We start from the raw sequence: 24,165 nt of genomic DNA on the forward strand, positions 1-24,165 counted from the left end.
AACCGGCGGGAACGCCCGCCGTCAACGGCGCAGAGTCGGCAAGGCGTCGGCCGCACTGGACTTCTCGATAGCTGGGATCGAAGACACCGCCTCACCAACTGGACCCACCCCAGCACCACCGACACCCGAGCCAACGCTCGGGCGTCGTTGCATCACCGCTCCGACCAGATAAAACACGGCCCGGCGATCCCTTTCTGGCGTATGCCGGCCGCCCCCATTGACAGTTCTCGCGACCGAGATCACTCATGCTGGCTCGCTCGTATCGCTCAAGACGGCGGCGCAACTCCAGGTTCTCCCCCTGAGCCACTTCCAATGCTCTGCGGAGTTCCGCAACCTCGTGACGCCGAGCGCCTCGTCTTCCTCCAGCTTGCGCGCGAGCACTCTCACAGCGGCCGAGGACGAGGCGACGGGCTCATCATCTGCCGGGGGACGCGCTATGCTGCGGGATTTGGCTCGTTGCCGTTCTATCTGCGCACGTAGCGTGGGTGACGATAGAGGAAGTCGGTGCTCACGCCCGCAGCTTTGGCGACGGCAGTGAAGCTAACGGGCTCGCGCGCTGCGGCCAGGCGCCGCAGGGCTCGTCGAGCTTTGTCCTCTGCTGCCACTGTTCGAGCAGCAGCCGCTTGTCTCAGATGCTCGGGCAGGTCGTTGGGCCTTCCCCCACGGAAGTGGACACGCGTTGGGGTGTGTCATGCTAATCGATCTTAAGTTGATTCTTCGGATCGGTTTCCAGACCATCGAGACCTTCCTGGAAAACTATCCCGCAGTGCGGGCGCGGGCACGAGTCCGTGTTACTGAAGCCCGCAGAATTACATAAGGGCCCGGAGCTGCCATCCCTCGTCAGCCAGGCGTTCCAGGAGGCGGGTCTGCTCCTCCTCGTTGTCGCAGGTGACGATGATGCCCCACACCTCCGGGCGTACGTCCTCGTCGGCGTCGCCCGGGTCGGGCAGCGCCTCCGCGCGGTCGCTGCCGTCCGTTCCTGCGATGGCGTCGGCGAGGTCGTTCAGGTCGTCATCGATGTAACCGGTCGCGAGCAGCAGGTCCGGGTCGGCGTCGCGCAGGTCGGCGAGCATCCGCTCTTCCCAGCCGCCGCGCTCGGTGAGCCGGTTGTTCTCAAGCAGGTACGCCTCCGCGTCCGAGTCGCCGGCGTTCGGCGGGGCGGCGCACTACTGGTCGGTGCGGGGAAGGGCGGGTCTGGTGATGGCCGCGGCGTGGGCGGCGCCCCGGCCGTGGGCGCGGGCGACGATCTCGCCGGCCTGGACGCGTACCGCGGCCTCGGTGGCGTCGTCCGCGTCCGGGATCCCGGCGGCCGAGGCGACGGCGGCGTGCTCGTCGAGGACCAGGTGCAGGCCCGGCCAGGGATCGGGGCCGAACACCCGGCGCAGGCTCCCGGCCAGGTCGCCGATCCTGAGCCGGACGAGCCGCCCCAGCTCGGCGGGGTCGCCGGTCACCACGGCGATGGTGACGCGGTCCCCCGGACGGGCGGCGCGGACGGCCTCCTCGGCCGCCTCCAGCCGGCCGGTCCCCAGAACGGCGATCACACCGTCGGCGTCGAGCCGCGTCGGGCGGCCGGTGAGCTCGTCCGGCAACTCCGCGGGGGGCTCCCAGGCGTCGCGGACATCTCGCGCGGGGGTGACGAAGGGCAGGTGCGGCGGGTCCCAGGTGTCGGCGAGGTCGAGGCCGGCCAGGTGCCGGCAGGCGCGGGCCACGTCGAAAGGATCGCCGAAGCCGGGCGCCGTCTCGGCCAGATGAGCGGCTCCGCCCAGCAGCGTGAGGACCAGCTCGGCCAGCCGCACCCGCCGCGCATGGCTCGGCGCGCCCGGCTCCAGTGCCTGGCTCGGCGCGTGCGGCTCCAGTGCGAGGGCGAGCAGCAGGGCCTCCAGACGGGCGAGCTGGCCCAGGGCGGTGCGGCCGGGTTCGTCGTCGAACACCCCGGCCAGCGAGCGCGACTGCAGCTTGCCCCCGGCGGCGGTGTCGCCGGTCAGGGGCAGCCGTTCGAGCCACACGCGGGCGAACGCCCCCAGCGCCTCGGCCACGTCGGACGGCGGCCGGCCCTCCTCGGCCGCCGCGGGCCCGAGCGAGTCGACCAGGACCGCCAGGTAGAGGGCGCGCTTGCCGGGGAAGTTCGAGTAGACCGCGCCGCGGGTCAGCTCGGCCCGCTCCGCGATCCGGTCCACCTTGGCGTCGGCGTACCCGCGCTCGGCGAACTCCTCCCTCGCCGCCGCCAGCACGGCCGCTCGGGTGCGTTCCTGCTGCTGCGCCCGGGTCAGCCTGGCCATCGAGCCACACTCCCAACATTCAGATGTTCACATCATCCGAAAGGATAGTCCCTTGACATCGAGGCGTCGCGCAGGGGAGCCTGACTACGTAGTCAGAACCAGGAGCCGCACGTGTCCGACGCCAGGCGAAGGCCCCCGAGCAGCACCGACGTCGCCGCCCTCGCGGGCGTGTCGCAGAAGACGGTCTCGCGGGTGCTCAACGGCGAGCCGTACGTCACCGACGAGGTCCGCGAGCGGGTGCTGGCGGCGGCGCGCGAGCTCGGCTACCGCCGCAACACCGCCGCCAGGGCGCTCCACCTGGGCCGCTTCCACCGGATCGGGGTCGCCTCGATCGGCAGCTCGCTCTACGGCCCGTCATCCCTGCTCGTCGCCCTGGAGCGGCAGGCCAGGCAGATCGGGTACGCGTTCGCGGTCGCCTACGCGGGCGAGGGCGCCGGTGTCACGAACGCGGTCGAGTCGCTGCTGGCCCAGGGCGTGGACGCCCTCGTGGTCTCCGACCCGATCGACCCCATCGACGGGGGCCAGGAGTTGCGCATCGACCCCGACGTGCCCGTGCTGAGCTTCCGGCCGATCCCCGGGCTCGCCGGGCCGCGCGTGGTGGTCACCGGCGCGTCCGGCGTGGAGGCGGGCAGGCAGGCGACCGAGCACCTGCTCGGCCTGGGACACGCCACCGTCTGGCACGTCGCGGGGCCGCACCGGTGGCCGGCGGCGCGCGACCGGGCGCGCGGCTGGCGGGAGGCGCTGGCCGCCGCCGGGGCTGCCGAACCGCCGGCGCAGGAGGGCGACTGGTCCCCGGCCTCCGGGTACGCGGCGGGCCAGGTGCTGGCGGCGGACCCGCGGGTCACGGCGGTGTTCGTGGCCAACGACGACATGGCGATCGGCGTGCTGCGCGCCCTGGCCGAGGCCGGTCGGGCGGTCCCGGAGGAGGTGAGCGTGGTCGGCATGGACGACATCCCGGCGGCGGCGTACCTGTCGCCACCGCTGACCACCATCCGCCAGGACTTCGAGGCGATCGCCCGCCACGGTCTCGCGCTGCTCGCCGCCGAGATCGAGCGCTCCCCCAGCGAGCACAGCGACCCCGCCGAACCTGCAGAGCCCGCAGAGCCCCGAGAGCCCGCGGAGGCCGGCGAGCCCCGCGAGCCCGCCGGCCTGCCCCCGCACCTCGTGGTGCGCCGATCGACCGCACCGCCCGCCAAGCCGTGACAAGGAAGGGAACCCCCGTGCCGCGAGTACTCTTCGGCGCCGCCTACTACCCCGAATACCACCCCGCCGACCTGCTGAAGACCGACCTGGACCTGATGGCAGACGCGCGCTTCTCGGTGATCCGGGTCGGCGAGTCGGTCTGGTCCACCTGGGAGCCCGAGAACGGCCGCTTCGACCTCGACTGGCTGCAACCGGCGCTGGACGGCGCGCACGAGCGCGGCATCGGGGTCATCCTGGGCACGCCGACGTACGCGGTGCCGCCGTGGCTGGCCCGCCTCTACCCGGAGATCGCCGGGGAGCGGGCCACCGGGCAGCGCATCGGGTGGGGCGCCCGCCAGGAGATGGACTTCACGCACCCGGCGTTCCGCTTCCACGCCGAGCGCATCACCCGCAAGGTCGTCGAGCGGTACGCCGGCCACCCGTCGGTCATCGGCTTCCAGGTCGACAACGAGCCGGGCCTGCACCTGCTGCACAACCACGGCGTGTTCCAGCGGTTCGTCGACTGGCTGCGGGAGCGTTACGGCGACGTGGAGACGCTGAACCGGGAGTGGGGCCTGGTCTACTGGTCGCACCGGCTGTCGGACTGGGCCGACCTGTGGCGGCCGGACGGCAACGCCCAGCCGCAGTACACGCAGGCGTGGCGGCGCTTCCAGGCCGACCAGGTGACCGAGTTCATCGCCTGGCAGGCGGACATCGTGCGCGAGTACGCCCGTCCAGAGCAGTTCGTCACCACGTGCATCGCCTACGACCGGCCCGGGGTGGCCGACGAGGAGCTGACCCGGGGGCTCGACGTCACCGCGGGCAACCCGTACTACACGATGCAGGACGGCTTCGCGCTGCCCGCGCCGCAGGACGCGCCGCAGAGCTGGATGACCAGGAACACCTGGGCGCTGTACCTCAGCGCGGACCGGATGTTCTCCTCGCGCCAGGAGCCGTTCCTGGTGACCGAGACGAACGCGCAGGCCATCGGGCCGTCCTGGGTGAACCAGCCCGCCTACGACGGCCAGTGGCGGCAGGCCGCGTGGGCGCTCGTCTCCCGCGGCGCCTCCATGATCGAGTACTGGCAGTGGCGGACGCTGGTGTTCGGCACGGAGACGTACTGGGGCGGCGTGCTGCCGCACAGCGGGCGGCCGGGGCGGACGTACCGGGAGATCGCCCGGATCGGGGCCGAGCTGGAGACGGCGGGAGAGCTGGTCGAGGGGCTGGTCCCGGACGCGGACGTCGCGATGCTCTACTCCACGCCGAGCAAGTGGGCGCTGAGCGCCCAGCCCGCGCTCGGGCGACCGGACGGCGGGCCGGACGAGCGCTCCTACCAGGGCATCTTCGAGCCGTTCTACCGGGGCGCGTTCGACGCCGGCTGCCAGGTGCGGGTGGTGCACGCCGCCCAGGCGGTCGCCGAGGAGCCGGGCGCGCTGGCCGGCCGGCATCCGGTGCTGGTGGCCGCCGGGCTGTACGTCGCCGACGACGCCACGCTGGACTGGCTGACGGCGTACGCGCAGGCCGGCGGGCACCTGGTGGTCGGCCCGCGCACCGGCTACGCCGACGCCGAGGCCCGGGCCCGCAGGGACGTCCAGCCGGGCAGGCTGGCCGACGCGGCGGGCGCCTGGTACGACGAGTTCAGCAACCTGGCCGAGGACCTGCCGGTGAAGGGAGCGGCGTTCCCGGAGGGCGCGGCGGGCACCCGGTGGGCCGACGGCCTGCAGGTGGACGGGGCGGAGGTGCTGGCCGGTTACGAACACCCGCACTTCGGGCAGTTCGCGGCGATCACCACTCGCGCGCACGGGCGGGGCCGGATCACCTATGTCGGCACCGTCCCCAACGCGGTGCTGGCCGAGGCCCTGTTCCGCCGGCTGGTCCCGTCGCCCGGCCCCTGGTCGGAGCTGCCGCCCGGCGTCACCTCGACCGGCGCCACCGCGCGCGACGGGCGGCGGGTCCGTTTCCTGCACAACTGGGCGTGGGAGCCCGCGTCGGTGCGGGTACCGGTCCCGGTACGGGATGTCCTCGACGGCTCCGCCCACGAGGCCGGCGCCGAGTTGCCGCTGGGGCCGTGGGACGTGCGGGTGCTGTCGGAGACGGCAGGCGGCGACGTACGCTGATCTTGCGCCCGTACGGCCAGGAAGGAAACGCATGGCGGTCAACGTCACTGTCTGGAGCGAGAACTATCACGAGCCGCGCGAGGAGGCGGTACGCCGCATCTATCCCGACGGCATGCACGGCGCCATCGCGGAGGGGCTGACCGAGCTGCTGGGCGAGCGCGTGAGCACGCGTACCGCCGTGCTCGACGAGCCCGAGCACGGCCTGACCGACGCGGTGCTGGCCGGCACCGACGTGCTGACCTGGTGGGGCCACATGGCGCACGAGGAGGTCGACGACAAGATCGTGGAACGCGTGCGGCGGCGCGTGCTGGGCGGCATGGGCCTGCTGGTGCTGCACTCGGCCCACTACTCCAAGATCTTCCGCGCCCTGATGGGCTCCACCTGCACGGTCAACTGGCGTGACGCCGGCGAGCGCGAGCTCGTCTGGACGGTCGCGCCGGGCCACCCGATCGCGCGGGGCGTGCCCCGTCCGCTGGTCATCGAGCAGCAGGAGACGTACGGCGAGCCGTTCGGCATCCCGGAGCCCGACGAGCTGGTCTTCATCAGCAACTTCAGCGGCGGCGAGGTGTTCCGCAGCGGCTGCTGCTTCCGCAGGGGCCTGGGCAAGATCTTCTACTTCAGCCCCGGCGACCAGGAGTACCCCGTCTACCACCACCCCGGCGTGCGGCAGGTGCTGGCCAACGCCGTGCTGTGGGCCGCGCCGGAGGACGGCGTGGGCGAGCCGCTCCAGAACGCCCACACCCCCATCCAGTGGTAGGAGGCCCAGTGGTAGGAGACCCAGGGACCTTCGAGACCATCAAGGAGGACAGGCCGCTGCGCGGCGTGGTGGTCGGCGCGGGCTACATCGGCGGCCAGTGGGCGCCCGAGCTGCTCGCCCACCCCGGCACCGAGCTGGTGGGCTGGGTGGACGTGGTGGTGGAGCGCGCCCGGGCCGCCGCCGCCGAGCTCGGCCTCGACGACCTGCCCGTCAGCGACTCGCTGACCGCCCTGCTCGACGGCGAGGAGCCCGACTTCATCGTCAACTGCACCGTCCCCCAGGCCCACCACGACGTGACGGTCACGGCGCTGCGGCGCGGGGTGTCGGTGCTGAGCGAGAAGCCCATGGCGGTCACCCTGGACGAGGCCCGCTCCATGGTCAAGGCGGCCGACGAGGCGGGGCGGCTGTTCGCGGTCAACCAGAACCGCCGTTTCATGCAGACCCTGGTGGCCTTCCGGCGCACGGTGGCCGATCTGGGGCCGCTGGGGGTGCTGACCTCGGAGTTCTTCATGCCCTACCGGGGGCCGGAGTTCCTGGGGACGCTGGAGCATCCGCTGTTACAGGACATGGCGATCCACCTGTTCGACGCGGCCCGGGCGGTGTCGGGGGCGGATCCCGTGTCCGTCTACTGCGAGTCGTTCCGGCCGTCGTGGACGTGGTATCCGGGGGCGTGCTCGGCGACCGCGATCTTCGAGATGACCGGCGGGCTGCGCTACACGTTCGCCGGGAGCTGGTCGGCGCCGGGTCAGGCGACGTCGTGGACGGGCAGCTGGCGGGCGGCCGGCCCCCGGGGGACGGCGCGCTGGGACGGCAAGGGTGATCCGACGGCGGAGGCGGCCGAGGGGCACGTGGTGCGGCCGCACCCGCCGGAGGCCGACGCGTTCCCCGGTCGCCGGCGTTTCCAGGGGCTGGCCGAGGGGCTGGAGGAGTTCGTGACGGGGCTGCGTACGGGGCAGGCGCCGCAGGGCGAGTGCCACGACAACATCCGCAGCCTGGCCATGGTCACCGCGGCCCTGGAGTCGGCCCGCACGGGCGCGCGGGTGCCGATCACGCTCTGACCGCGCGGGGGCCGCGCCTCGGCGCGGTCCCCCGCTAGGATGGGAGGGCGTTGCCGGGCGCGTCCAGTCCGCGGGAAAGGGATCATCCCACCGGCGGCTCACCCCATGTGGTCGACGGACCTCGGCCCGAGCGCGCGGACCCGGGCAGCCGGAGGTTCGCCGTGTCCGATCTTCCCCAGCGCCCTTCGCTGGAGCATCTGCGCAAGCAGGCCAAACACCGCAAGCGTGCCCGGGGCGTCCCGCTGAGCCGGGCGCAGTTCGAGCTGGCCCGCGAGTACGGCTTCCCGAGCTGGCCGAAGCTGGTCGAGCACGTACGCCTGGCCGCCCTGGAGGGCATCGAGCGGGCGCTGGTCCTGGCCGATCCGGCCGCGCTGGCGGCGTTCCTGCCGGCCGGCGAGCCGGTCGGCGGCCTCCCGCCGCTGCTGGTGCTGCTGCGGCGGGCCGTCGCCCCCGCCGAGCGGGTACGCGAGTGCGCCCGGCTCCTGCTGGACGCGGGCGCCGACCCCGGCAGCCACACCGTCGAGCGGGACGGCGAAGGCAGGCGGACGGCGCTGTTCGACGCCGTGGAGCGGGGTGACCTGGCCCTGGTCCGGCTCCTCGTCGAGCGTGGCGCGCCCGCCGACGAGGACGCCTTCTACCACGCGTGCGAGCAGTCGGACCCGGCCTTCCTCGACCTCCTCCACCGGCCCGGCTTCGAGCGCATGGTGGTGCACAAGCTGGACTTCGAGGACGCGGCGGGGCTGCGCTGGTTCCTCGACCGCGGCGCCGACGTGAACGCCTGCCGCGCCCTGCACCACGCCATCGCCCGCGGCCGGGGCGTCGCCATCCTGACGATGCTCCTGGACGCGGGCGCGGACGTGAACCTGCCATGGGACCGCTGGGACGTCGGCCGCCGTCCCCTCGCGCTGGCCGCCCGCTGCGGCCATCTGGCGGCGTACGAGCTGCTGGCCTCGCGGGGCGCGACGGCCGACCTGGATCCGGTGGACGCCGCCGACCTGGATCCGGTGGACGCCGCCGTCCTGGCGGTGGCCCGGGGCGAGTCGGCGCGCCTGCCCGCCGCGCCGCCGCCGGCTCTCGGCAACCCGGCGGACAGCGGGGACTACGGCTGGGCGCTGGGCCAGTTCGCCCTCCTGGGCCGTACCGACGTGGTCCGGACCCTGCTGGACGCCGGGATGGCAGTGGACACGCGCGGCTGGAGCAACTTCACGCCGCTCGACCAGGCCGCCATGCACGGCCGCGCGGCGACGGTGCGGCTGCTCATCGAGCGCGGCGCCGATCTGGACGACCGCGCCTTCGACGAGGAGGGCCCGACCCCGCTGGACTGCGCGCTGTGGGGGCTGCGCCACAACCGCGCGCAGGACGGCGACTACCTCGGCACGGTGGCGGCCCTCCTGGAGGCGGGCGCCCCCACCCGCCTGGGCCCGCCCACGGGCGACCCGGCCGTCGACCACCTCTTTCTCACCAGGATCAGCCGAGCTTGAGGAGGAGTTCCGACAGCTCGACCGGCATGGTGATCATGCAGTCGTGGCCGGTCGCCAGTTCCCACACCTGTGACGGGGTGCCGTTGGGCTGCGTCTCGGGGACGGGCCGGCGGACGACGCCCTCCGGCACGCCGACGGTGCTGTGGATGTGGGTCCGCGGGATCGCGTTCAGAGCCGGGTTGTCCAGCCGGACCGGCTGCTGGAAGCAGCGCACCGGCTGGTCCGACAGCATCGTACGCAGCCAGGCGACGTCCGCCGGGTCGGTGACCCCGAACAGGCCGGCGGGCGGCGGCAGCTCGGGCAGCGGCGGAACCCGCCAGCCGCCGCCGGACTGCGCGACGCGGTCGATCAGGGCCCGGGTCACGGGCTGGACGTCGGCCGCGCTTTCGCCGTCCCGCGGGACCATCGCGTCGAGGTAGACCAGCCGTGCGATCCGGTCCGGGACCCGGTTGGCGGCCGACGAGACGACCAGGCCCGCGTAGCTGTGCCCCACGAGGATCACGTCGGTGAGGTCCTCCTCGAGGATCAGCCCGACGATGTCCTCGACGTGCGTGTCCAGCCCGACCTCGGGGCCGAGCAGATGGGCCTTGTCGCCGAAGCCGGTCAGCGACGGCGCGACCACCCGGTGCCCGGCCGACTCCAGCAACGGGACGACCCGCTCCCAGCACTGTCCGCTGTGCCAGGCACCGTGTACCAGTACATAAGTTGCCATGGTTCGCCAGGCTGCCGACCAGGCCCGGACCGAGCCAGAGCCCCCGCGATCCTGGGGGTGACAGGACCAGGCACGCAGGCGGCCGCCCGAATACAGTGCGAAGATGAGCGAATCGAACCTGCTGGGTGATTACGTGCGCGCGCGCCGCGAGCTCGTCACTCCCGAACAGGTCGGCATCCCCGTCTCGGGGGTGCGGCGCGTGCCGGGCCTGCGCCGGGAAGAGGTCGCGATGCTGGCCGGCATCAGCGCCGACTACTACCTGCGCCTGGAACAGGGCCGCGACCGCAACCCCTCCGCGCAGGTCCTGGAGGCCATCGCCCGCGTGCTGCGGCTCGACGACGACGCCACGGCGTACCTGCTGCGGCTCGGTGCGGGCAAACCCCGCCGGCAGCGGCGCCGGCCCAGGAAGGAGACCGTGCCGCCGGGCGTGGCCCAGCTCGTCGCCACGCTCCCGCTGCCCGCGTACGTGGAGGGCCGCTACTTCGACGTCCTGGCCGCCAACGCCCTGGCCACCGCTCTGTCGCCGCGCCTCGTGGCGGGGGCCAACCGCCTGCGGGACGTGTTCCTCGACCCCGCCGAGCAGGCGCTCCACCCGTACTGGGAGGGCGCCGCCGCGGGCATGGTGGCCGGCTTCCGCGAGTCCGTCGGCACCGACACGGACGACCCCCGCTTCATCGAGCTCGTCGGGGAGCTCTCCCTCGCCAGCCCCCTCTTCAGCCGGCTCTGGGCCCGCCACGACGTGGAGGCGTGCGAGGGCGCGTCCAAGCACATCGACCACCCGCAGGTCGGCGCCCTGCGGCTGAACCGGGAGAGGCTGGGCGTCGGCGGCGCGTCCGGCCAGACGCTCGTCGTCTTCCACCCGGACCCCGGCACCGACGACGCCGACAAGCTCGCGCTTCTCGCCTCGGCCATGAGCGTGACCCCACAAATGAGGCCAGCGGGGTGAAAGATCCTGCAAAGAACCATATGACGTGACGAAAGCCACGGTCCCAGCACGTAGAGTGACGGAACTGGAGAGGGGTCTGGGACGAGGCACGGTCGGGATGGTGTGGGAAGACGCGCCGTACCCGATGTTGACGGTCGATACCGCCGGCATCATCGAGCAGGCGAACGAGGCGGCCCGGCTGCTTCTCGCCGGCGCGGCCGCCAGCGTGCCGCTGGCGCGGGTGGCCCCGGCCTGGCTGTCGCGGGCCCATCACGACGTCTGTGCCGGGCGCCGGGTCGATCAGCGGGCCCGCGGGCCGGTCGGCGGGCCGGTGTTCGAGGCGCATCCCGTCCATGCCGGCCGTGACCGGGTCACGTGGTGGCTGGTCGACGTGGACGATCATCAGCAGGTCGTCGAGGAGCTGCGCGCCGAGCGGGAATGGACCGCCTTCATGGTCGAGGCGTCCGTCGAGCTGCTGTCGTCGCTCAACCTGGAGCGTTGCCTGGAGGCGACCGCGCGCCTGGCCGCCCGGCGGCTCGCCGACGCCGCGCTGGTCGTCATGCCGCTGGACCCGCGCCGGTACGCGATCGTCTCCTGCGATCCGCGGGGCGAGGTGTCCCGCGAGCACGCCTCCGTCGATCCCCGTACGCTCCCGGGGCTGGTGGAGGCGCTGCAGGGCTTCCCTCCGGCGCCCACCCGGTGGGTGGAGCCGGCCGAGGCGCCCGGCTGGGTGCTGCGCGACCTGGGCGGCGAGGTGGGCTCCGTGGCGGTGACCGCGCTGCCCGGCCATGGCCTGGCCACGGGCGCGCTGGTGCTGCTGCGCCGTACCCCTCGGGCGGGTTTCTCGGACGCCGAGAAGGTGTTCGCGCCGCTGTTCACCGCGTGGGCGGGCGCGGCGATCTCGGTCGCGCGGCTGTACGCCGAGCAGGCCGCCATCGCCGAGACCCTGATGGCCGAGCTGCTGCCGCCCACGGCGCCGCCGCTGGAGGGCGTGGAGCTGGCCGCCCGCTACCGGCCCGCGGGCGACAGCGAGCGCGTCGGCGGCGACTTCTACGACGTGCATCCCGTCGGCGGCTCCGGCCGGGAGTCGCTGGTGGTGCTCGGCGACGTGTCCGGCAAGGGCCTGGAGGCGGCCGTGCTCACCGGCCGGATCCGCAACATCCTGCGAGCCCTGGTGCCGCTGGCCGACGACCACCATCGGGTGCTGGAGCTGCTGAACGGCGCGCTGCTCGCCAACGGGGATCCGACGAGCTTCGTCACGCTCGTCCTGGCCTCGATCGAGCGCCGCGCGCGCCAGCTCGTGGTGCGGCTGACCAGCGCCGGGCACCCGCCACCGCTGATCCTGCGCAACGACGGCCGCGTGGAGCCGGTCCACGCCGTCGGCACGCTGATCGGCCTGATGGAGCACATCACCAGCGTCACCGAGTCGGTGCTGCTGGAGCCCGGCGAGACGTGCCTGCTCTACAGCGACGGCATCGTGGAGGCCAGGGGCGGCCCGCTCGGCGACGAGTTCTTCGGCGAGGAGCGGCTGTGCGAGCAGCTCCGGCAGTGCGCCGGCATGCCTCCCGAAGCCCTGGCCGACCGCGTCCAGATGCTGGCCTGCCAGTGGGTCGGCGCCGGCGAGCACGACGACATGGCGGTCGTCGCCATCACCGCGCCCCGCGAGCCCTCTCACCGAGCGCCGCCATGACGCCCGCCGTCGAGGAACGCGTCGAAACGTTGTGGGCGGCGGCCACGGCCGGGGACGAGTACGCCGCCGCGGACGCGGCGCTGGCCGCGCTCGACGCCGGGATGCCGATGGAGACCCTGCTGCTGGACGTCGTCGCCGCCGTGCAGGCGCGCGTCGGCCTGGAGTGGGCGGCCGGCCGCATCACGGTCGCCCAGGAGCACACCGCCACGGCCGTCAACGAGCGCGTCCTCGCGGTGCTGGCCCATCAACCCGCCGCGCGACGGAGTCGGGAGCCGGGCCGGGGCCGCATCACGGTGGCCTGCGTCCACGGCGAGTGGCACGCGTTCCCGGCGCGGCTGCTGGCCGAGGTACTGCGGCTACGCGGCTGGCACGTCGACTACCTGGGCGCGCAGGTGCCCACCCCGCACCTGGTCGCCCACCTGCACCGGACGAACCCGGACGCGGTGGCGCTGTCCGGCTCGCTCGCGCCCCGGCTGCCGGCCGCGCACGCGGCCATCACCTCGTGCCAGGCGGTGGGCACGCCGGTGCTGGTCGGCGGCGCCGCCTTCGGCCCGGACGGGCGCTACGCGCGGCTGCTCGGAGCCGACGCCTGGGCCCCGGACGCGTGCGCCGCCGCCGACCTCCTGGCCGGCGGGCCGCCACCGTGCCGGACCGCGTCCGGCCGCGGCGCCGGCGAGCCTCCGCACCTGGCCGGCCCCGAGTACGCCGCCCTCACCGGATCGGCCGCGGACCTGGTGAGAAGCGTCGCGGAAGAGCTGGCCCGGCGCGTGCCCGAGCTGGCACCGGCCTACGCGGAGCGGCGGCTCGCGCACCCCGTCGAGGACGTCGCGTCCATCATCGACTACCTGAGGGCCGCCCTGTACGTCGACGACCCCGAGCTGTTCTCCTCCTTCGTGGACTGGATGGCGGAGGTCCTCACGGCGCGCGGCATCCCGGCGCGCATGCTGCTCCCCGTCCTGGAGGCGCTGGCCGAACGCCTTCCCGGCTCCCCTCGCGCGCTCGTCATGCTGGAGGGAGCGCACGACGTGGCCCGGCGACACCGCGCAGGTGACCGTCGCTAATGCCGTATCAGGGAATGTTTGCCCGGTTGTGCTAGCTAGCTCGGCCAGGTGGCGTGGAGTCTCTGAGAGTGCGTTACGCGAGCTGATGCCCCTTTCGTCGTTGCGGTTGGATGAGGTCTGCGGGTCGGTGGGTCGCTGTTCGGTCTACGGGCGCGGCTGGGTGAACAAGCCGGGCTCGGTTTCGACGAGGATGCGGCGGCTGGCCAGGCGTTTGAGCTTGGCGCGGACGTTTTGGATGCCGTTGGGCGTCAGGGGCAGGCCCATCGCCGGCGCCAGGTCGCGGGCGCGTAGAGAGCCCTCGGCCTGGCCGAAGACGGTGAGGATCTGCTGGTAGTAGGGATGATCGAAGCCGAACAGCCGCGGCGCGTCCGGTTCGGCCGGAGCGGGGTCCGCTTCAGCGAGGGACAGGAGCGTCTTGCGGCTGATCCGCAGATGCTCGGCCTCCTGGCTGAGTTCACTGAGCCGCGCGGTCAAGGAGTCGATGTCGGTCTGGGTCTGCTCGATCTGGCGGGTCAGGGCCTGTTCTCGGGCATCCAGCCGGTCCAGGAGCCAGGTTCCGGGTCGGGCGGGCGGGTATCGGGCCTGGTCATGTCCACCGCCAGGACGGCGTCGAAGGGGGTCAGACGCCGGGACATCACGTCCGTCATCGCCCAGTACACCCGTGATTCGGAACTCGATGGGAGATGCTCATAGTCGCGGACCAGGCGCCGGTGGAACATCAAGATCCCGTAGGTCTGCTCGACGACCCATCGTTTCGGCTGGGGCACGAATCCCTTGTCGGACCGGTTGCGTTCGACGATGTCCATGTCGATTCCCAGGCTGGCGCCATGGGCGACGACCGCGTTCTTGAATCCCTGGTCGACCAGCGCCTTGGTCACGCTTCCCTCGGTGACGGCGGCGACCCGGTCCAGCAGGGCGATCCCGGCGGCGTTCTCGTGGGCTGAGGCCGCGAGCACGACGACCGTGATGACCAGGCCCAGCACGTCTACGGCCAGGCCTCGCTTGCGTCCCGGCTCCTTCTTGGCGACGTCCCGGCCGGTCGTTTCGGCGGGAACCCCGGCCGCGACGTGGACGCTTTGGGTGTCCAGCACGACCAGGCTCGGGTCGGCTAATCGCTTCTTCTTCTCGCGCAGGTGCCAGCGCAGCAGGTCGTGGATCGTCTTGTCGGTGCCGTCGTCGTGCCATTTGGCGAAGTAGCAGTACGTCGCGCCCTTGGGCGGCAGATCATGGGGAAGATAGTCCCATTGGACGCCGGTTCGTCCCTGGTAGCGGATCGCGTTGACGATCTCACGCAGCGCATAGTTGCCTTCGTGGCCGCTGACCGAGGGGTGCGCGGCCTTCCACGCCGTCAGAACCGGCTCGATCAACGCCCACTGCGCGTCGGTTAAGTCGCTCGGGTACGGCTTACGCTCAGTCACCGCGCCATCCCAGCACAACTGGACCCGCAGACTGGCGGTAACACAACAAATCCACACGATCACATAACGACATCACGGATGCAGGCTCACGTAGGCACTCTCAGGGACTCGAGGGCGGCTAGGACGAGGTCGAGGCCGAAGGTGAACTCCTCCACCGGGTCGTAGCCGGCAGCGGCGAGCACCGCGGCGGACTCGTTGAGGTAGGGGAACTCGTCAGGAGGAAGCTGGGGCAGGAAGACGTCCTCGGCCATGTCCGCGAACTCATCGGCGGTGTCGAACGGCAGGCTGGCTTCCTGCAGGGCGAAACCGTAGACATAGCTGTCGAGCAACCAATTGGCGTGCGTCGCCATCAAGACCGGGAAGCCGGCCCTTCGCAGGCAGGCGGTGACCGCTTCGCGGTGGCGAAGGTTCGCGGGCCCCGGCGATGTCCGCGACTCCATCAGGCCGATCGCCCACGGGTGGCGGGCGAGAACCTGTCGGGCGGATACCGCCCGACGTCGCATCGCTGACTGCCAGTCGGTCTCTTCGGGCGGGAGCTCGATCTCCTCGAACACGACGTCGATCATGGCGTCCAGCAACTCCTCCTTGCTCGCCACGTAGTAGTAGAGCGACATCGCGCCCGCGCCGAGCGCGCCAGCCAGCCGGCGCATGCTCAGCCCTCCGACCCCCTCGCGGTCGGCGAGCCGAACCGCCTCGACCACCACCCGTTGCTTGCTCAGCGCCGCGTCTGACGCCACCTGGCGTTGTTCCCTCGCAGGCACGGGTCTCCTCTCGCTCGCTCGAGCGGCTTGACAATCGTCCAGCGCACGGTCATGGCCCAGCGTACTACTCGTAGTACAGCGTACGACGTACGATGTACGAACCAGCGAGAGTCGTAGCTCGGACGTGAGGAGGCTCCTGTGGGAATCGAACAGCGATCGAGTGCCGGAGTACGCCTGGCGCCGGGGGCGAGTCCGCCGGGGCGACGACGATGCGTGCCGCCGACCGGCACCGCTACGGCCTGCCCTCAGCGCTCGAGTCGTCCGAGGTCCGGGCTACCGCTGCCCGGTCGAGGCGATGTGCTCGTTCAGGTGGGCGCGGCCTCGGTACATCCCTGCCGCCACTCCGGCGGAGGGACCGCTCCTCTCGAAAGAAGAACCGATGACCATCCGAACGAAAGCCCCGAACCTGCTCGACAACCCGCCGGTCCCCGTGCAGGCCAAGCTCGCCGCCGCATGGACCAGCTTCATGTTCCTCTACATCTACGTCGACTACTTCCACCTCCACAAGCCCGGCGTCATCGACAACCTCCGCGCCGGCGTCGTCTTTGAGTTCGACATCAGCCCGACGTTGTTAACCATGATGCTCGCGTCCGTGGCGATCCCGGCCCTGATGGTGATGCTCTCCATGACGCTGCCCGCCCGGGTGAACCGCGCCACGAACCTCGTCGTTGCATCGCTCTACATCCCCTACTCGGTGTTCAACGCGGCAGGGGAATCCTGGAACTGGGCCCCCTTCTACGGTCTCTCCATCGGAATCGAGGTGCTGCTCCTGGCCTTCATCCTGCGCTCCGCCTGGACCTGGCCTCGAACCCCCGCCGTCCCAGCCGGTCCCGCGACGACCGACCTTCGACAGGACCTTCGACAGTAGGTGTCCGTGTAAAGCCCTACGGCGTGAAGCCCGCCGCGGCGCCCGTAGGCCAAACGGTGGCTGACCGACCAGCAGACCTCATCCAACCAACCGCAACGACGAAAGGGGCATTAGCTCGCTTAACGCACTCTGACAGGCCGAACGTCGGCTGATGCGGCACGAGGCGCGGTTGGCGGGGAGGGGCTTGGGCTGAGGCCTGCGGTGCGGGCGAGGTCGCACCGCAGGCTGCCGCGTTGGGTTATGGGGTGATGGTTAGTGGTTCGCCGGGGTTGATGACTTTGACCGGGACGTCGGGGACGAGGCGGTGGACGGCGTCGACGAAGAGGGTGGGGTCCTTGTCGCTCTTGAGGAAGAGCGTGTCGCCTATCGTGCCGCCGGTGAAGGCGTAGTGCTGGGGGATGGCGAGTTTGGGGCGGAGGGTGGCGGTGAGTTCGGCGGCCTCTTCGGCGTTCATGACGACTTGTTTGCTGCGTGGTATCCGGGTGTGCAGGCCGTTGACGGGAAGCAGTGCGACGTCGAGTGGGCCGTAGCGGTCGGTGAGGGTGTGCAGTTCTGGGATGAGCAGGGTGTCTCCAGCGAAGTAGACGCTGCGCCCGCCGCTGCCGATCACGTAGGTGACCTCGTAGACGCCGTGTTTGCCGGGTGCTGCGGAGATGGTCAGGTCGCCGACCCGCGCGGATTGCCACGGCTCGAGCGCGCGGACGTGGCTGAATCCCGCCTTGCGAGCCTTCTTGAGGACCGGTCCGGCGACCAGCAGCGGCACGTCCTTGCGGGGGTAGCGGCTGAAGGCGTCGAGGTCGCAGTGGTCGTAGTGCTCGTGGCTGATCACGACCGCGTCGAGGTGCGGCAGTGCCTCGGGCTGCAGGGCGATCGGTTCGCCCGGGTGGTAGAAGGTGCGTTGGGAGAACCAGGGGTCGGTCAGCACGGTCAGGCCGCCGATCTGGATCAGGTGGCAGCTGTGGGTGATCCGGGTGATGACGAGCGGCTCGGTCATGGGGTTTTCCTCGTCGGGCGGGCGATGGATATTGAGGCGGGCAGGTCGATCGCGGTTCGGTCTGCGCGGGCGGGCTGCACGCTCAGCGCTCGGCCGCGTGCGTCAGGTGCAGACCGCCGAGCGGTGTGCGCTGCGCGAGGATGACGCGCCGGCTGATCCGCCAGCCGCCCTCCCCGCGCCGCAGGGTGTCGAGGTGGGTGACGCTGGCGACGGATCCGTTGGCCATGAGGATGAGCCCCTTGGACTGCGCGGTGACGACGTCGTCCTCCTGACTGCTGATCACGATGTTCGTGATGTGGTGCGCGACGGGGTTGCCGGCGCCGAGCTCCAGTGCGCCGTTCCTGATTGCCTCGATGCCCTCGAAGGTGCCGGCTCCGACGTCGCTGAGGTCGTAGACGGCGTCGGAGGTGAAGGTCTCGCCGAGCCGGTCGAGTTCGCCTCGGTCGACGATGTGTCCTGCCAGGCCCAGGGTCCGGTCGATGGCTCGGTGGTCTTCTAGGGTCAGTTCGTACGTCATCAGGGTCTCCGTTCGATTTGGTATCGCGTACCAAAACGTATCGAGTTCCTTTCGGGACGGCAACCGTCCGAGGTATGCTGCTCGCATGACCTCGTCGCGGCCCCTTGTCGAACGCAAGCAGCGCCAGGCGCGGCAGCGCATCATCGAGGCCGCTCAAGAGCTGTTCCAGGAGCACGGCTTCGACGGCGTTTCGGTCGGCGACATCGCCGAACGCGCCGAAGTCGGACGCACCACGTTCTTTCGCCACTTCCGCGACAAGCAGGAGGTCGTGTTCGCCAGGGAGCAGGAGTTGCTCGACCTGGTCGCCGCGGCCGCCCAGGCGGACGACGCCCCGCCTCCGCGCAACGTCACCGAGGGTGTCGAGCAACTGGGCCCGGTCGTGGTCGCCCTGTGCGCCCAGGCGACCGCCGACGCTGCGGGCTACGCGCGCCACTTCGCGTTGATCGAGCAGCACCCGGAACTACGCGACCGCGACGCCGTGAAGATGCAGCAGTTCGGGGACAAGCTGAGCGAACTGCTCATCCGACGCGGATCCGATGAAGCAACCGCCGTCCTCGCCGGCCAAATCGCACTGGCCTGCTTCCAGACCGCCAAACGCCTCGGCAACAATCCGCACACCCTGGCGGACGACACCCGCGCCGCACTCGCCCAAGCACTGACCCTCGGGACCGGAACCACCAACACGGCAGCCCCGTAAACCCGGCTAGAGCCGTAGCAGGCAACGTTTGCCCTGTAACCGCGTGGGGCGTCAGCTCGTACTGAGTGGTTCGCTCTCCTAAGCGTCGAGCTGGTGGTCCGCCCAGATGTAGCTTTCGGAAGGCAGGTCGGTGACAGGCACCATCCGGAGGCCGTCGCTTGTTCCGACGATGACCTTCAGGGCGGGGAAGTAGTCAAGAAGGACCTGGCGGCAGCGGCCGCATGAGGGCTCGACGCCTCGGTCGCGGTCGCCCACGGCGACGATAATGTCCAGGTCATAGGTGCCCTGAGCGGCAGCAGCGCCGATCAGGACCAGCTCCGCGCAGGGGCCTCCGGTGGAGTGATAAGCGTTCACCGCGGTGACGATCCGGCCGTCTCGGGCGCGGGCCGCAGCCGCCATGGTGTGGGAAACCGCCACGCAGACGACCGGCGCCTGCGCGCAGAACTGGGCTTCTGTGCGGTTGAGCCAGGAGCTGTTGGTCGGGTGTAGGCGATCTCGACATTGTTTGCTAACTGGGTGCGCTTCCTGACCGGCTTGATGTGGCCGTAGAGCTTGTCTTTGGCCAGGTCCAGTGCGGCGAACAGGTGCCGTACTCCGCCGTAGCGGTTGTAGGTCGCCCGTCGCCTGCGGCGTGGTTCGCGCTCGGGGTCCTTGCGCTTGCCCGAGCGTTCGGCCCACTGCCGGCCCGGGTGGGGCATCAGGTTGAGCGGTACGAACTCCTCCATGCAGAAGACGATGTGGGGCTCGTCCGTCTCGGGCATGACCTCCCCGTCGGCGCCTCGGCGACCAGGAAGTCCGCCAGCTTGGTCAGGCTCCAGGTCGAAAAGGGCAGGTCATGTTCGGTCGGCTTGGCATCCCGGACCCGGTCCGCGCTGGTGAACGTCACTTCGGCGATCTTCGCCATTGGCATGCCCTGGGCGGACAGCAGGACCATCTGGGCACGCCGCCAGGTCACTACCGACCCCGTTCCCCGGCGGATGATCCGAAGCAGCCGTCTGCCTTCGTCATCGTCGATCTCGCGTACATGTACTCGTTCTGCCACCCGGACAGGGTGACGGCCACGCGCCGCCCCGCACAGCACCAGGACGGCGCGTCACATCACAACAGGGCAAACAGTTGCCTGCTACGGCACTAGGGCCTGTTTCAGAAGTCGGGTGAGAAGTCTCGGGTGAGGGCTGCGTGTGCTCGACAAGCCTGAGCGATCCAGATGGTGACGTCGGAAGCGATGCGGCTCGGGTCGGTCGCGGTATCAAGACGGTGATACCGACGAAGCGGGTCGCGGTATTCGACCTCGTAGGTGCCATCGTCAAGGCGGGCAACTGAGGCGAACCAGGTGGGGTCGTCTTCGTCTGGTTCGACGATGACGAAGGTGTTGTCGGGCAGGGCGAGCGTGATGATCATCTCGTGCAGGGCGTCCTCGGACGGCTCTACGATGAGTTCGCCGCCCTCGGTTTCCGCCTTCAGCCGGATGTACTCGCGCCCCACCATCGGCCCCTTTCCAGGCGTACGGGTCACCGCTCCAACAGATTGTGCAGGATCCAACTGCGGCCAAGAGCGTGGTCACAACCACTCGTTGATGCAGGCGATGTGCACGGTCGCTTCGTAGCGGACAGCCAGCTTGTCATACCGCGTGGCCACGGCGCGGTTGCGCTTGAGCCGGTTGATCGCGCACTCGACGGCGTGGCGCTCGCGGTAGTCGATCTTGTCGAAGGCGGGAGGTCGGCCGCCGCGTGATCCACGTGCGCGGCGGTGAGCCGCTTGATCCTTCTTTTCAGGGATGGTGCATCTGATGCCACGCCGGCGCAGGTAGGAGCGATTGGCGCGAGAGGAGTAGGCCTTGTCGGCGCGGACTCGATCGGGGCGAGTACGGGGACGACCGCCGCCCGGACGCGGCACCCGGATCCCCTCCAGCACCGGTCTGAACTGCGGGGAGTCGCCCCGCTGCCCGGCCGTGACCACCATCGACAGCGGCTTTTGCCCCTGCTCCACGGCCAGGTGCGTCTTGGTGGTCAGACCGCCACGCGATCGGCCCAGCCCATGATCGTCCGGTTCCGTGCGAGTCCCGCCGGGTGGTTCCTTCTGCACATCGCCGTCTTTGCGCGCACCGGCGGCATGCTGGTGCGCGCGGACGATGGTGGAATCCACGGACACATCCCAGGTGATGAGCCCCTTGGCATCGGCTCTTGCCTGTAACGCGACAAGGATGCGCGCCCAGATTCCCTCCCGCTGCCAGCGGCGAAACAGTCCGTACACCGTCTGCCACGGCCCATACCGCGCGGGCACATCCCGCCAGGGCGCGCCAGTCCGAAGCCGCCACCGGATCCCGTCGATGAGCTGCCGCTTCGCCCAGACCGGCGGACGGCCCGCCTTCCTGCCCACCGGCAACAGCGGCTCCAGCACCGCCCATTGCCCGGCGGTCAAATCACCCCGATCCACACAAAGATCATCTCGGAAGTGAACCACCCAGGTGATCCACTTCTGAAACAGGCACTAGTTCTTGATGCCGGTCAGGGTGACCCCCTCGATGAAGTAGCGCTGCATGAAGAAGAACAGCGCGATGATCGGCGCGATGATGGCCGCCGAGGCCGCCATGAGGTAGCCCCACTGGGTGATGTACATGCTCTGGAACGACGCCAGCCCCAGCGACAGCGTGTAGTTCTCCTCGTTCTGCAGGTACAGCAGCGGCCCGAGGAAGTCGTTCCAGGTGCCGATGAACGTGAAGATGGTCACCACGATGATCGCGGGTTTGGACAGCGGCATGATGATCGTCCAGAACACCCGCCACGGCGAGGCCCCGTCGATGTAGGCGGCCTCGTCCAGCTCGAACGGGATCGTCAGGAAGAACTGCCGCAGCAGGAAGATGTTGAACACTCCCCCGCCCGCCCCGGCGAACCAGCTCGGGACCGTGAGCGGCGCGATGGTGTCGATCGCGTCCAGCTCCTGCCACATGACGAACGTCGGGATGAGCGTCACCGCGTACGGCAGCATCACGCCGCTCAGCAGCAGCGCGAAGACGACGTTGCGCCCGCGCCAGCGCAGCCTGGAGAAGCTGAAGGCCGCCACCGAGCAGGTCAGCACGGTGCCCAGGACGCTGATGACGGCGATGACCAGCGTGTTGAGGAAGTAGCGGCCGAACGGCTGGGTGGTGAGGGACTCGCTGAAGTTCGACCACTGGAACGGCGAGGGGATCCACTGGGGCGGCGAGACGAACATCTGCGCGTCCTGCATGAGCGCGCTGCGCACCAGCCAGACGAACGGCAGCAGGGTCGGGATCGATCCCGCCACCAGCGCCACGTAGAGCAGGATCCGGCCGTACCTGCGCGGTTTGCGCAGCCCCTGGGTCGGGGCCACGCCACGCGCGGCGGTCTGGTCCGGGGTCGCCAGGGCGGTCATCGCGCGCCTGCCATCTCGTAGTAGACCCAGCGGCGGGCGTTTCTGAACATGAGGAACGTGACCACCATAATGATCATGAAGAGGGTCCAGGCGAGGGCGCTGGCGTAACCCATCTCGCTCTCGGTGAACGCCTTGCGGAACAGGTAGTAGACGTAGAAGAGCGTGGCGTGGTTGGGGCCGCCCTCGGTCATCACGTACGCCTGGTTGAACACCTGGAAGGTGCCGACCACGCCGACCACCAGGTTGTAGAAGATGGTCGGCGTCATCATCGGCAGCGTCACGTGCCAGAAGCGCCGCCACGCGCCGCCGCCGTCGATCGAGACGGCCTCGTACAGGTGCCTCGGCACGCCCTGCAGCCCCGCCAGGAAGATCACCATGGTGTTGCCGAAGCCCCACGTGCTCATGATGATCATCGAGGGCACCGCGGTCGACTCGGCGTAGATCCACTGGGAGCCCGGCAGGCCGCCCTGCCGGAGCAGGGAGTTCAGCAGGCCGAAGTCCGGGTTGAAGATCCAGATCCACAGGACGACGTTGGCGATGGCGGGGACGAGCGTGGGCAGGTAGAAGATCGTCCGCCAGACGGCCAGGCCGCGCACCTTCTGGTTGAGCAGCATGGCCACGGCGAAGCTGACGATCAGCACCAGCGGCACCGCGCCGAGCGTGTAGTACGTGGTGGTGGACAGCGACTTCCAGAACAGCTCGTCCTGGACCATGGTGGCGTAGTTGTCCAGCCCGATGAAGTTCGGGCTGGCGCCGATCGTCCAGTCGGTGAGGCTGAAGAACGCCGAGGCCACCATGGGCCCGATCGTGAAGATGACGAACCCGAGGATGGCGGGCAGCGCCATCAGGATGCCCCATCGTGCTTCGAGGCGGCGCATCACAGCTCCTGGGTGTGCTGCCAGCCCTGGAGCATGCTGGAGATCTTCGGCGCGACGGCCTTGAGGATCTCGGCGGCCGGGCGCTTGCCGGTCTCGAGCTCCTGGAGGGCGGGGGTGAGCACGTCGCTGGAGATGGTGGACATGTTCTTGACGCGGTTGCCGAAGGTGGGCACGCCGTGGTCGCGCGCGTAGTCCACCACGGCCGTGCGGAACTCCGGCGGGTGGAGCTCGTTCTTGGTCCAGGAGTCGATGGCCGCCTGGTCCTCGTAGTACTTCTTCTCCTGGGGCATCCACAGGCCCTTGGCGAACAGGTCGACGTAGCGGGGGTCGTTGTGGAAGGCGAACAGCTCGACCGCCTCCTGCTCGTGCTTGGACCCGGCGAACACCGCCGAGGCGCCCGCCACCTGGGAGGAGGTGAACGGCTCCTGGTACTTGGGCAGCACGCCGATGCCGTAGTCGACCTTGCTCTCGTTCATGTCGAGCAGGCTCCAGTGGCCGTCCACCACCATCGCCACCCGCTTGGTCTTGAGCAGGATGTTGGTGCCGGGCACGTCGTCGCCGGTCGCGGCCAGCTGGCCCGGGCCGGGGGCGACGCGGTGCTTGTAGACGAGGTCCTGCAGGTTCTGGAACACCTGGATCGCCTCGGGCGTGTCGAGCAGGCACTTCTTGCCGGTCTCGTCGGCGAAGTCGACGCCGTTGCTGCGCAGGAAGCCGTACCAGGCGGCGCCGTAGGTGATGCTGCTGGAGATGCCGAACTGCTTGATCTGCTTGGGGTCGAAGCCCGACTCGTCCGGGTGCTTGCCGTTCTGGTCGATCGTCAGCTTGTAGGCGTTCTCGACGAGCTGGTCCCACGTCCACGCGGAGGCGGCGTCGGCGGGCGGCGTCACCCCGGCGGCCGCGACGGCGGACTTGCTGTACCACAGCAGCTCGATCTCGTTCGCGGTCGCGACGCCGTGCAGGTTGTCCTGGCCGCTCCACAGGTACGCGTCCGGCAGGTATCCGGCCAGCTGCGGATATTTCTTCAAATAGGGGAACAGGTTGACCAGCTTGCCCTGCTGGCCCAGCCGGTACGACATCGCCAGCGGCACGTACCCGGCGTCCGGGAGCCGGTTGCTGGCCACGAGCGTGTTGAGCTTCACGTCGTACTCGTCGGGCGTGTAGAGCGGCTTGACCGTCACCCCCGCGTGCTTCTGCTCGTACTGCTTGAGCATCCGCTCGACGGCCGCCTTCTCGAACGTCGAACCCCAGTACATGAACTGGAGCTGCACGTTCTTGCCGCCAGAGCCGGAGCCCGAGCCGCCACCGCAGGCCGCGGCCGCGGTGCCGAGGGCGGCGAGCCCGCCCAGCTTCAACAGGTCGCGTCTTCTCATCCGCGTC

26 protein-coding genes are annotated in these 24,165 nt (G+C 70.4%); 10 read left to right on the forward strand and 16 right to left on the reverse strand.

Going from position 1 to position 24,165, the window contains the following annotated elements; all coding sequences use genetic code 11:
* Positions 1–809: 809 nt before the first annotated feature.
* Together HD596_RS45040 and HD596_RS45045 are read right to left on the reverse strand one after the other, a co-directional pair.
* Positions 810–1,073: a hypothetical protein gene (locus HD596_RS45040; RefSeq protein ID WP_185075478.1), complete on the reverse strand. Its 264-nt coding sequence runs from the start codon at positions 1,071–1,073 to the stop codon at positions 810–812.
* A 93-nt stretch (positions 1,074–1,166) separates the two neighbouring features.
* Positions 1,167–2,279, reverse strand: a complete 1,113-nt coding sequence (locus HD596_RS45045; RefSeq protein WP_185075479.1) for a TetR/AcrR family transcriptional regulator — start codon at positions 2,277–2,279, stop codon at positions 1,167–1,169.
* Between the two features lie 111 nt (positions 2,280–2,390).
* On the opposite strand from HD596_RS45045, the gene HD596_RS45050 reads away from it, so the two are divergent.
* From HD596_RS45050 to HD596_RS65280, 5 genes are all read left to right on the forward strand, one after another.
* Complete coding sequence (locus tag HD596_RS45050) at positions 2,391–3,482, forward strand: LacI family DNA-binding transcriptional regulator (RefSeq protein ID WP_185075480.1); 1,092 nt, start codon at positions 2,391–2,393, stop codon at positions 3,480–3,482.
* Between the two features lie 17 nt (positions 3,483–3,499).
* Entirely contained in the window at positions 3,500–5,578 is a 2,079-nt protein-coding gene (locus HD596_RS65275) for a beta-galactosidase (RefSeq protein ID WP_185075481.1), read from the forward strand.
* A gap of 31 nt (positions 5,579–5,609) precedes the next feature.
* Entirely contained in the window at positions 5,610–6,335 is a 726-nt protein-coding gene (locus HD596_RS45060; protein ID WP_185075482.1) for a ThuA domain-containing protein, read from the forward strand.
* Between the two features lie 8 nt (positions 6,336–6,343).
* Positions 6,344–7,393, forward strand: a complete 1,050-nt coding sequence (locus tag HD596_RS45065; RefSeq protein WP_185075483.1) for a Gfo/Idh/MocA family protein — start codon at positions 6,344–6,346, stop codon at positions 7,391–7,393.
* A gap of 161 nt (positions 7,394–7,554) precedes the next feature.
* A complete protein-coding gene (locus HD596_RS65280; protein ID WP_221519866.1) occupies positions 7,555–8,874 on the forward strand; it encodes an ankyrin repeat domain-containing protein in 1,320 nt (439 codons plus the stop codon).
* On the opposite strand, the gene HD596_RS45075 is transcribed toward HD596_RS65280, so the two are convergent.
* Positions 8,861–9,586, reverse strand: coding sequence for an alpha/beta fold hydrolase (locus tag HD596_RS45075; RefSeq protein ID WP_185075484.1), 726 nt, complete (start codon positions 9,584–9,586; stop codon positions 8,861–8,863). The two genes, HD596_RS65280 and HD596_RS45075, sit on opposite strands and share 14 nt — an antisense overlap.
* A 103-nt stretch (positions 9,587–9,689) precedes the next feature.
* Here HD596_RS45075 and HD596_RS45080 point away from each other — a divergent pair, with 103 nt between their 5' ends.
* The 3 genes from HD596_RS45080 (at position 9,690) to HD596_RS45090 (ending at position 13,262) form a co-directional block, all read left to right on the forward strand.
* A complete protein-coding gene (locus HD596_RS45080) occupies positions 9,690–10,532 on the forward strand; it encodes a helix-turn-helix domain-containing protein (RefSeq protein WP_185075485.1) in 843 nt (280 codons plus the stop codon).
* Positions 10,533–10,656: 124 nt separating this feature from the next.
* Positions 10,657–12,201, forward strand: coding sequence for a PP2C family protein-serine/threonine phosphatase (locus tag HD596_RS45085; RefSeq protein WP_185075486.1), 1,545 nt, complete (start codon positions 10,657–10,659; stop codon positions 12,199–12,201).
* Entirely contained in the window at positions 12,198–13,262 is a 1,065-nt protein-coding gene (locus HD596_RS45090) for a cobalamin B12-binding domain-containing protein (protein ID WP_185075487.1), read from the forward strand. The genes HD596_RS45085 and HD596_RS45090 overlap by 4 nt, the downstream gene beginning before the upstream one ends.
* Before the next feature lie 144 nt (positions 13,263–13,406).
* Here the strand turns inward: HD596_RS45090 and HD596_RS45095 are convergent, their stop codons facing one another.
* The 3 genes from HD596_RS45095 to HD596_RS45105 are packed head-to-tail and all read right to left on the reverse strand — an operon-like array spanning position 13,407 to position 15,417.
* Positions 13,407–13,736 (reverse strand): hypothetical protein, encoded by a 330-nt coding sequence (locus tag HD596_RS45095; protein WP_221519868.1) that lies wholly within the window; start codon positions 13,734–13,736, stop codon positions 13,407–13,409.
* Between the two features lie 38 nt (positions 13,737–13,774).
* The gene (locus HD596_RS45100) at positions 13,775–14,743 is read right to left on the reverse strand and encodes an IS5 family transposase (protein ID WP_221519869.1); all 969 of its coding nucleotides are present in this window, start codon (positions 14,741–14,743) and stop codon (positions 13,775–13,777) included.
* 23 nt (positions 14,744–14,766) lie between these two features.
* Positions 14,767–15,417: a TetR/AcrR family transcriptional regulator C-terminal domain-containing protein gene (locus HD596_RS45105; protein ID WP_313046342.1), complete on the reverse strand. Its 651-nt coding sequence runs from the start codon at positions 15,415–15,417 to the stop codon at positions 14,767–14,769.
* 403 nt (positions 15,418–15,820) lie between these two features.
* On the opposite strand from HD596_RS45105, the gene HD596_RS45110 reads away from it, so the two are divergent.
* Entirely contained in the window at positions 15,821–16,309 is a 489-nt protein-coding gene (locus HD596_RS45110; protein WP_185075489.1) for a DUF6326 family protein, read from the forward strand.
* 238 nt (positions 16,310–16,547) lie between these two features.
* On the opposite strand, the gene HD596_RS45115 is transcribed toward HD596_RS45110, so the two are convergent.
* Complete coding sequence (locus tag HD596_RS45115) at positions 16,548–17,303, reverse strand: MBL fold metallo-hydrolase (RefSeq protein ID WP_185075490.1); 756 nt, start codon at positions 17,301–17,303, stop codon at positions 16,548–16,550.
* An 82-nt stretch (positions 17,304–17,385) separates the two neighbouring features.
* On the reverse strand, positions 17,386–17,820 hold the full coding sequence (locus HD596_RS45120) for a nuclear transport factor 2 family protein (RefSeq protein WP_185075491.1): 435 nt from the start codon (positions 17,818–17,820) through the stop codon (positions 17,386–17,388).
* A gap of 85 nt (positions 17,821–17,905) precedes the next feature.
* Between HD596_RS45120 and HD596_RS45125 the strand changes: the two genes are divergently transcribed.
* Positions 17,906–18,517 carry a TetR/AcrR family transcriptional regulator gene (locus tag HD596_RS45125; RefSeq protein WP_185075492.1) on the forward strand — a complete coding sequence of 204 codons (612 nt, stop codon included), beginning with the start codon at positions 17,906–17,908 and terminating at the stop codon, positions 18,515–18,517.
* A gap of 78 nt (positions 18,518–18,595) precedes the next feature.
* Here HD596_RS45125 and HD596_RS45130 read toward each other — a convergent pair whose 3' ends face one another.
* From HD596_RS45130 to HD596_RS45165, 8 genes are all read right to left on the reverse strand, one after another.
* Positions 18,596–18,871 (reverse strand): hypothetical protein, encoded by a 276-nt coding sequence (locus HD596_RS45130; protein ID WP_221521418.1) that lies wholly within the window; start codon positions 18,869–18,871, stop codon positions 18,596–18,598.
* Positions 18,868–19,242, reverse strand: coding sequence for a hypothetical protein (locus HD596_RS45135; protein WP_313046343.1), 375 nt, complete (start codon positions 19,240–19,242; stop codon positions 18,868–18,870). The genes HD596_RS45130 and HD596_RS45135 overlap by 4 nt, the downstream gene beginning before the upstream one ends.
* Positions 19,215–19,559 carry a hypothetical protein gene (locus HD596_RS45140; RefSeq protein WP_221519870.1) on the reverse strand — a complete coding sequence of 115 codons (345 nt, stop codon included), beginning with the start codon at positions 19,557–19,559 and terminating at the stop codon, positions 19,215–19,217. Before HD596_RS45140 ends, HD596_RS45135 begins: the two co-directional genes overlap by 28 nt.
* Positions 19,560–19,660: 101 nt before the next feature.
* Positions 19,661–20,005 carry a hypothetical protein gene (locus tag HD596_RS45145; RefSeq protein ID WP_185075493.1) on the reverse strand — a complete coding sequence of 115 codons (345 nt, stop codon included), beginning with the start codon at positions 20,003–20,005 and terminating at the stop codon, positions 19,661–19,663.
* A gap of 72 nt (positions 20,006–20,077) precedes the next feature.
* Positions 20,078–20,953: an IS5 family transposase gene (locus HD596_RS45150; RefSeq protein WP_185075494.1), complete on the reverse strand. Its 876-nt coding sequence runs from the start codon at positions 20,951–20,953 to the stop codon at positions 20,078–20,080.
* Positions 20,954–21,007: 54 nt separating this feature from the next.
* The gene (locus tag HD596_RS45155) at positions 21,008–21,910 is read right to left on the reverse strand and encodes a carbohydrate ABC transporter permease (RefSeq protein ID WP_185075495.1); all 903 of its coding nucleotides are present in this window, start codon (positions 21,908–21,910) and stop codon (positions 21,008–21,010) included.
* On the reverse strand, positions 21,907–22,788 hold the full coding sequence (locus HD596_RS45160; protein WP_185075496.1) for a carbohydrate ABC transporter permease: 882 nt from the start codon (positions 22,786–22,788) through the stop codon (positions 21,907–21,909). The genes HD596_RS45155 and HD596_RS45160 overlap by 4 nt, the downstream gene beginning before the upstream one ends.
* A complete protein-coding gene (locus tag HD596_RS45165; protein WP_185075497.1) occupies positions 22,788–24,158 on the reverse strand; it encodes an extracellular solute-binding protein in 1,371 nt (456 codons plus the stop codon). The genes HD596_RS45160 and HD596_RS45165 overlap by 1 nt, the downstream gene beginning before the upstream one ends.
* Positions 24,159–24,165 lie beyond the last annotated feature (7 nt).

The organism is Nonomuraea jabiensis (genome assembly GCF_014204795.1).
In the GTDB taxonomy this organism is placed as follows: domain Bacteria; phylum Actinomycetota; class Actinomycetes; order Streptosporangiales; family Streptosporangiaceae; genus Nonomuraea; species Nonomuraea jabiensis.

What these genes read in the sequence shown, in the direction of transcription:
- HD596_RS45040 (WP_185075478.1), bottom strand. Translation starts at nt 1,073, where the DNA reads ATGCTCGCCGACCTGCGCGACGCCGACCCGGACCTGCTGCTCGCGACC.
- HD596_RS45045 (WP_185075479.1), bottom strand. Translation starts at nt 2,279, where the DNA reads ATGGCCAGGCTGACCCGGGCGCAGCAGCAGGAACGCACCCGAGCGGCC.
- HD596_RS45060 (WP_185075482.1), top strand. Translation starts at nt 5,610, where the DNA reads ATGGCGGTCAACGTCACTGTCTGGAGCGAGAACTATCACGAGCCGCGC.
- HD596_RS45075 (WP_185075484.1), bottom strand. Translation starts at nt 9,586, where the DNA reads ATGGCAACTTATGTACTGGTACACGGTGCCTGGCACAGCGGACAGTGC.
- HD596_RS45080 (WP_185075485.1), top strand. Translation starts at nt 9,690, where the DNA reads ATGAGCGAATCGAACCTGCTGGGTGATTACGTGCGCGCGCGCCGCGAG.
- HD596_RS45085 (WP_185075486.1), top strand. Translation starts at nt 10,657, where the DNA reads ATGTTGACGGTCGATACCGCCGGCATCATCGAGCAGGCGAACGAGGCG.
- HD596_RS45090 (WP_185075487.1), top strand. Translation starts at nt 12,198, where the DNA reads ATGACGCCCGCCGTCGAGGAACGCGTCGAAACGTTGTGGGCGGCGGCC.
- HD596_RS45110 (WP_185075489.1), top strand. Translation starts at nt 15,821, where the DNA reads ATGACCATCCGAACGAAAGCCCCGAACCTGCTCGACAACCCGCCGGTC.
- HD596_RS45115 (WP_185075490.1), bottom strand. Translation starts at nt 17,303, where the DNA reads ATGACCGAGCCGCTCGTCATCACCCGGATCACCCACAGCTGCCACCTG.
- HD596_RS45120 (WP_185075491.1), bottom strand. Translation starts at nt 17,820, where the DNA reads ATGACGTACGAACTGACCCTAGAAGACCACCGAGCCATCGACCGGACC.
- HD596_RS45125 (WP_185075492.1), top strand. Translation starts at nt 17,906, where the DNA reads ATGACCTCGTCGCGGCCCCTTGTCGAACGCAAGCAGCGCCAGGCGCGG.
- HD596_RS45135 (WP_313046343.1), bottom strand. Translation starts at nt 19,242, where the DNA reads ATGGAGGAGTTCGTACCGCTCAACCTGATGCCCCACCCGGGCCGGCAG.
- HD596_RS45145 (WP_185075493.1), bottom strand. Translation starts at nt 20,005, where the DNA reads ATGGTGGGGCGCGAGTACATCCGGCTGAAGGCGGAAACCGAGGGCGGC.
- HD596_RS45155 (WP_185075495.1), bottom strand. Translation starts at nt 21,910, where the DNA reads ATGACCGCCCTGGCGACCCCGGACCAGACCGCCGCGCGTGGCGTGGCC.
- HD596_RS45160 (WP_185075496.1), bottom strand. Translation starts at nt 22,788, where the DNA reads ATGCGCCGCCTCGAAGCACGATGGGGCATCCTGATGGCGCTGCCCGCC.
- HD596_RS45165 (WP_185075497.1), bottom strand. Translation starts at nt 24,158, where the DNA reads ATGAGAAGACGCGACCTGTTGAAGCTGGGCGGGCTCGCCGCCCTCGGC.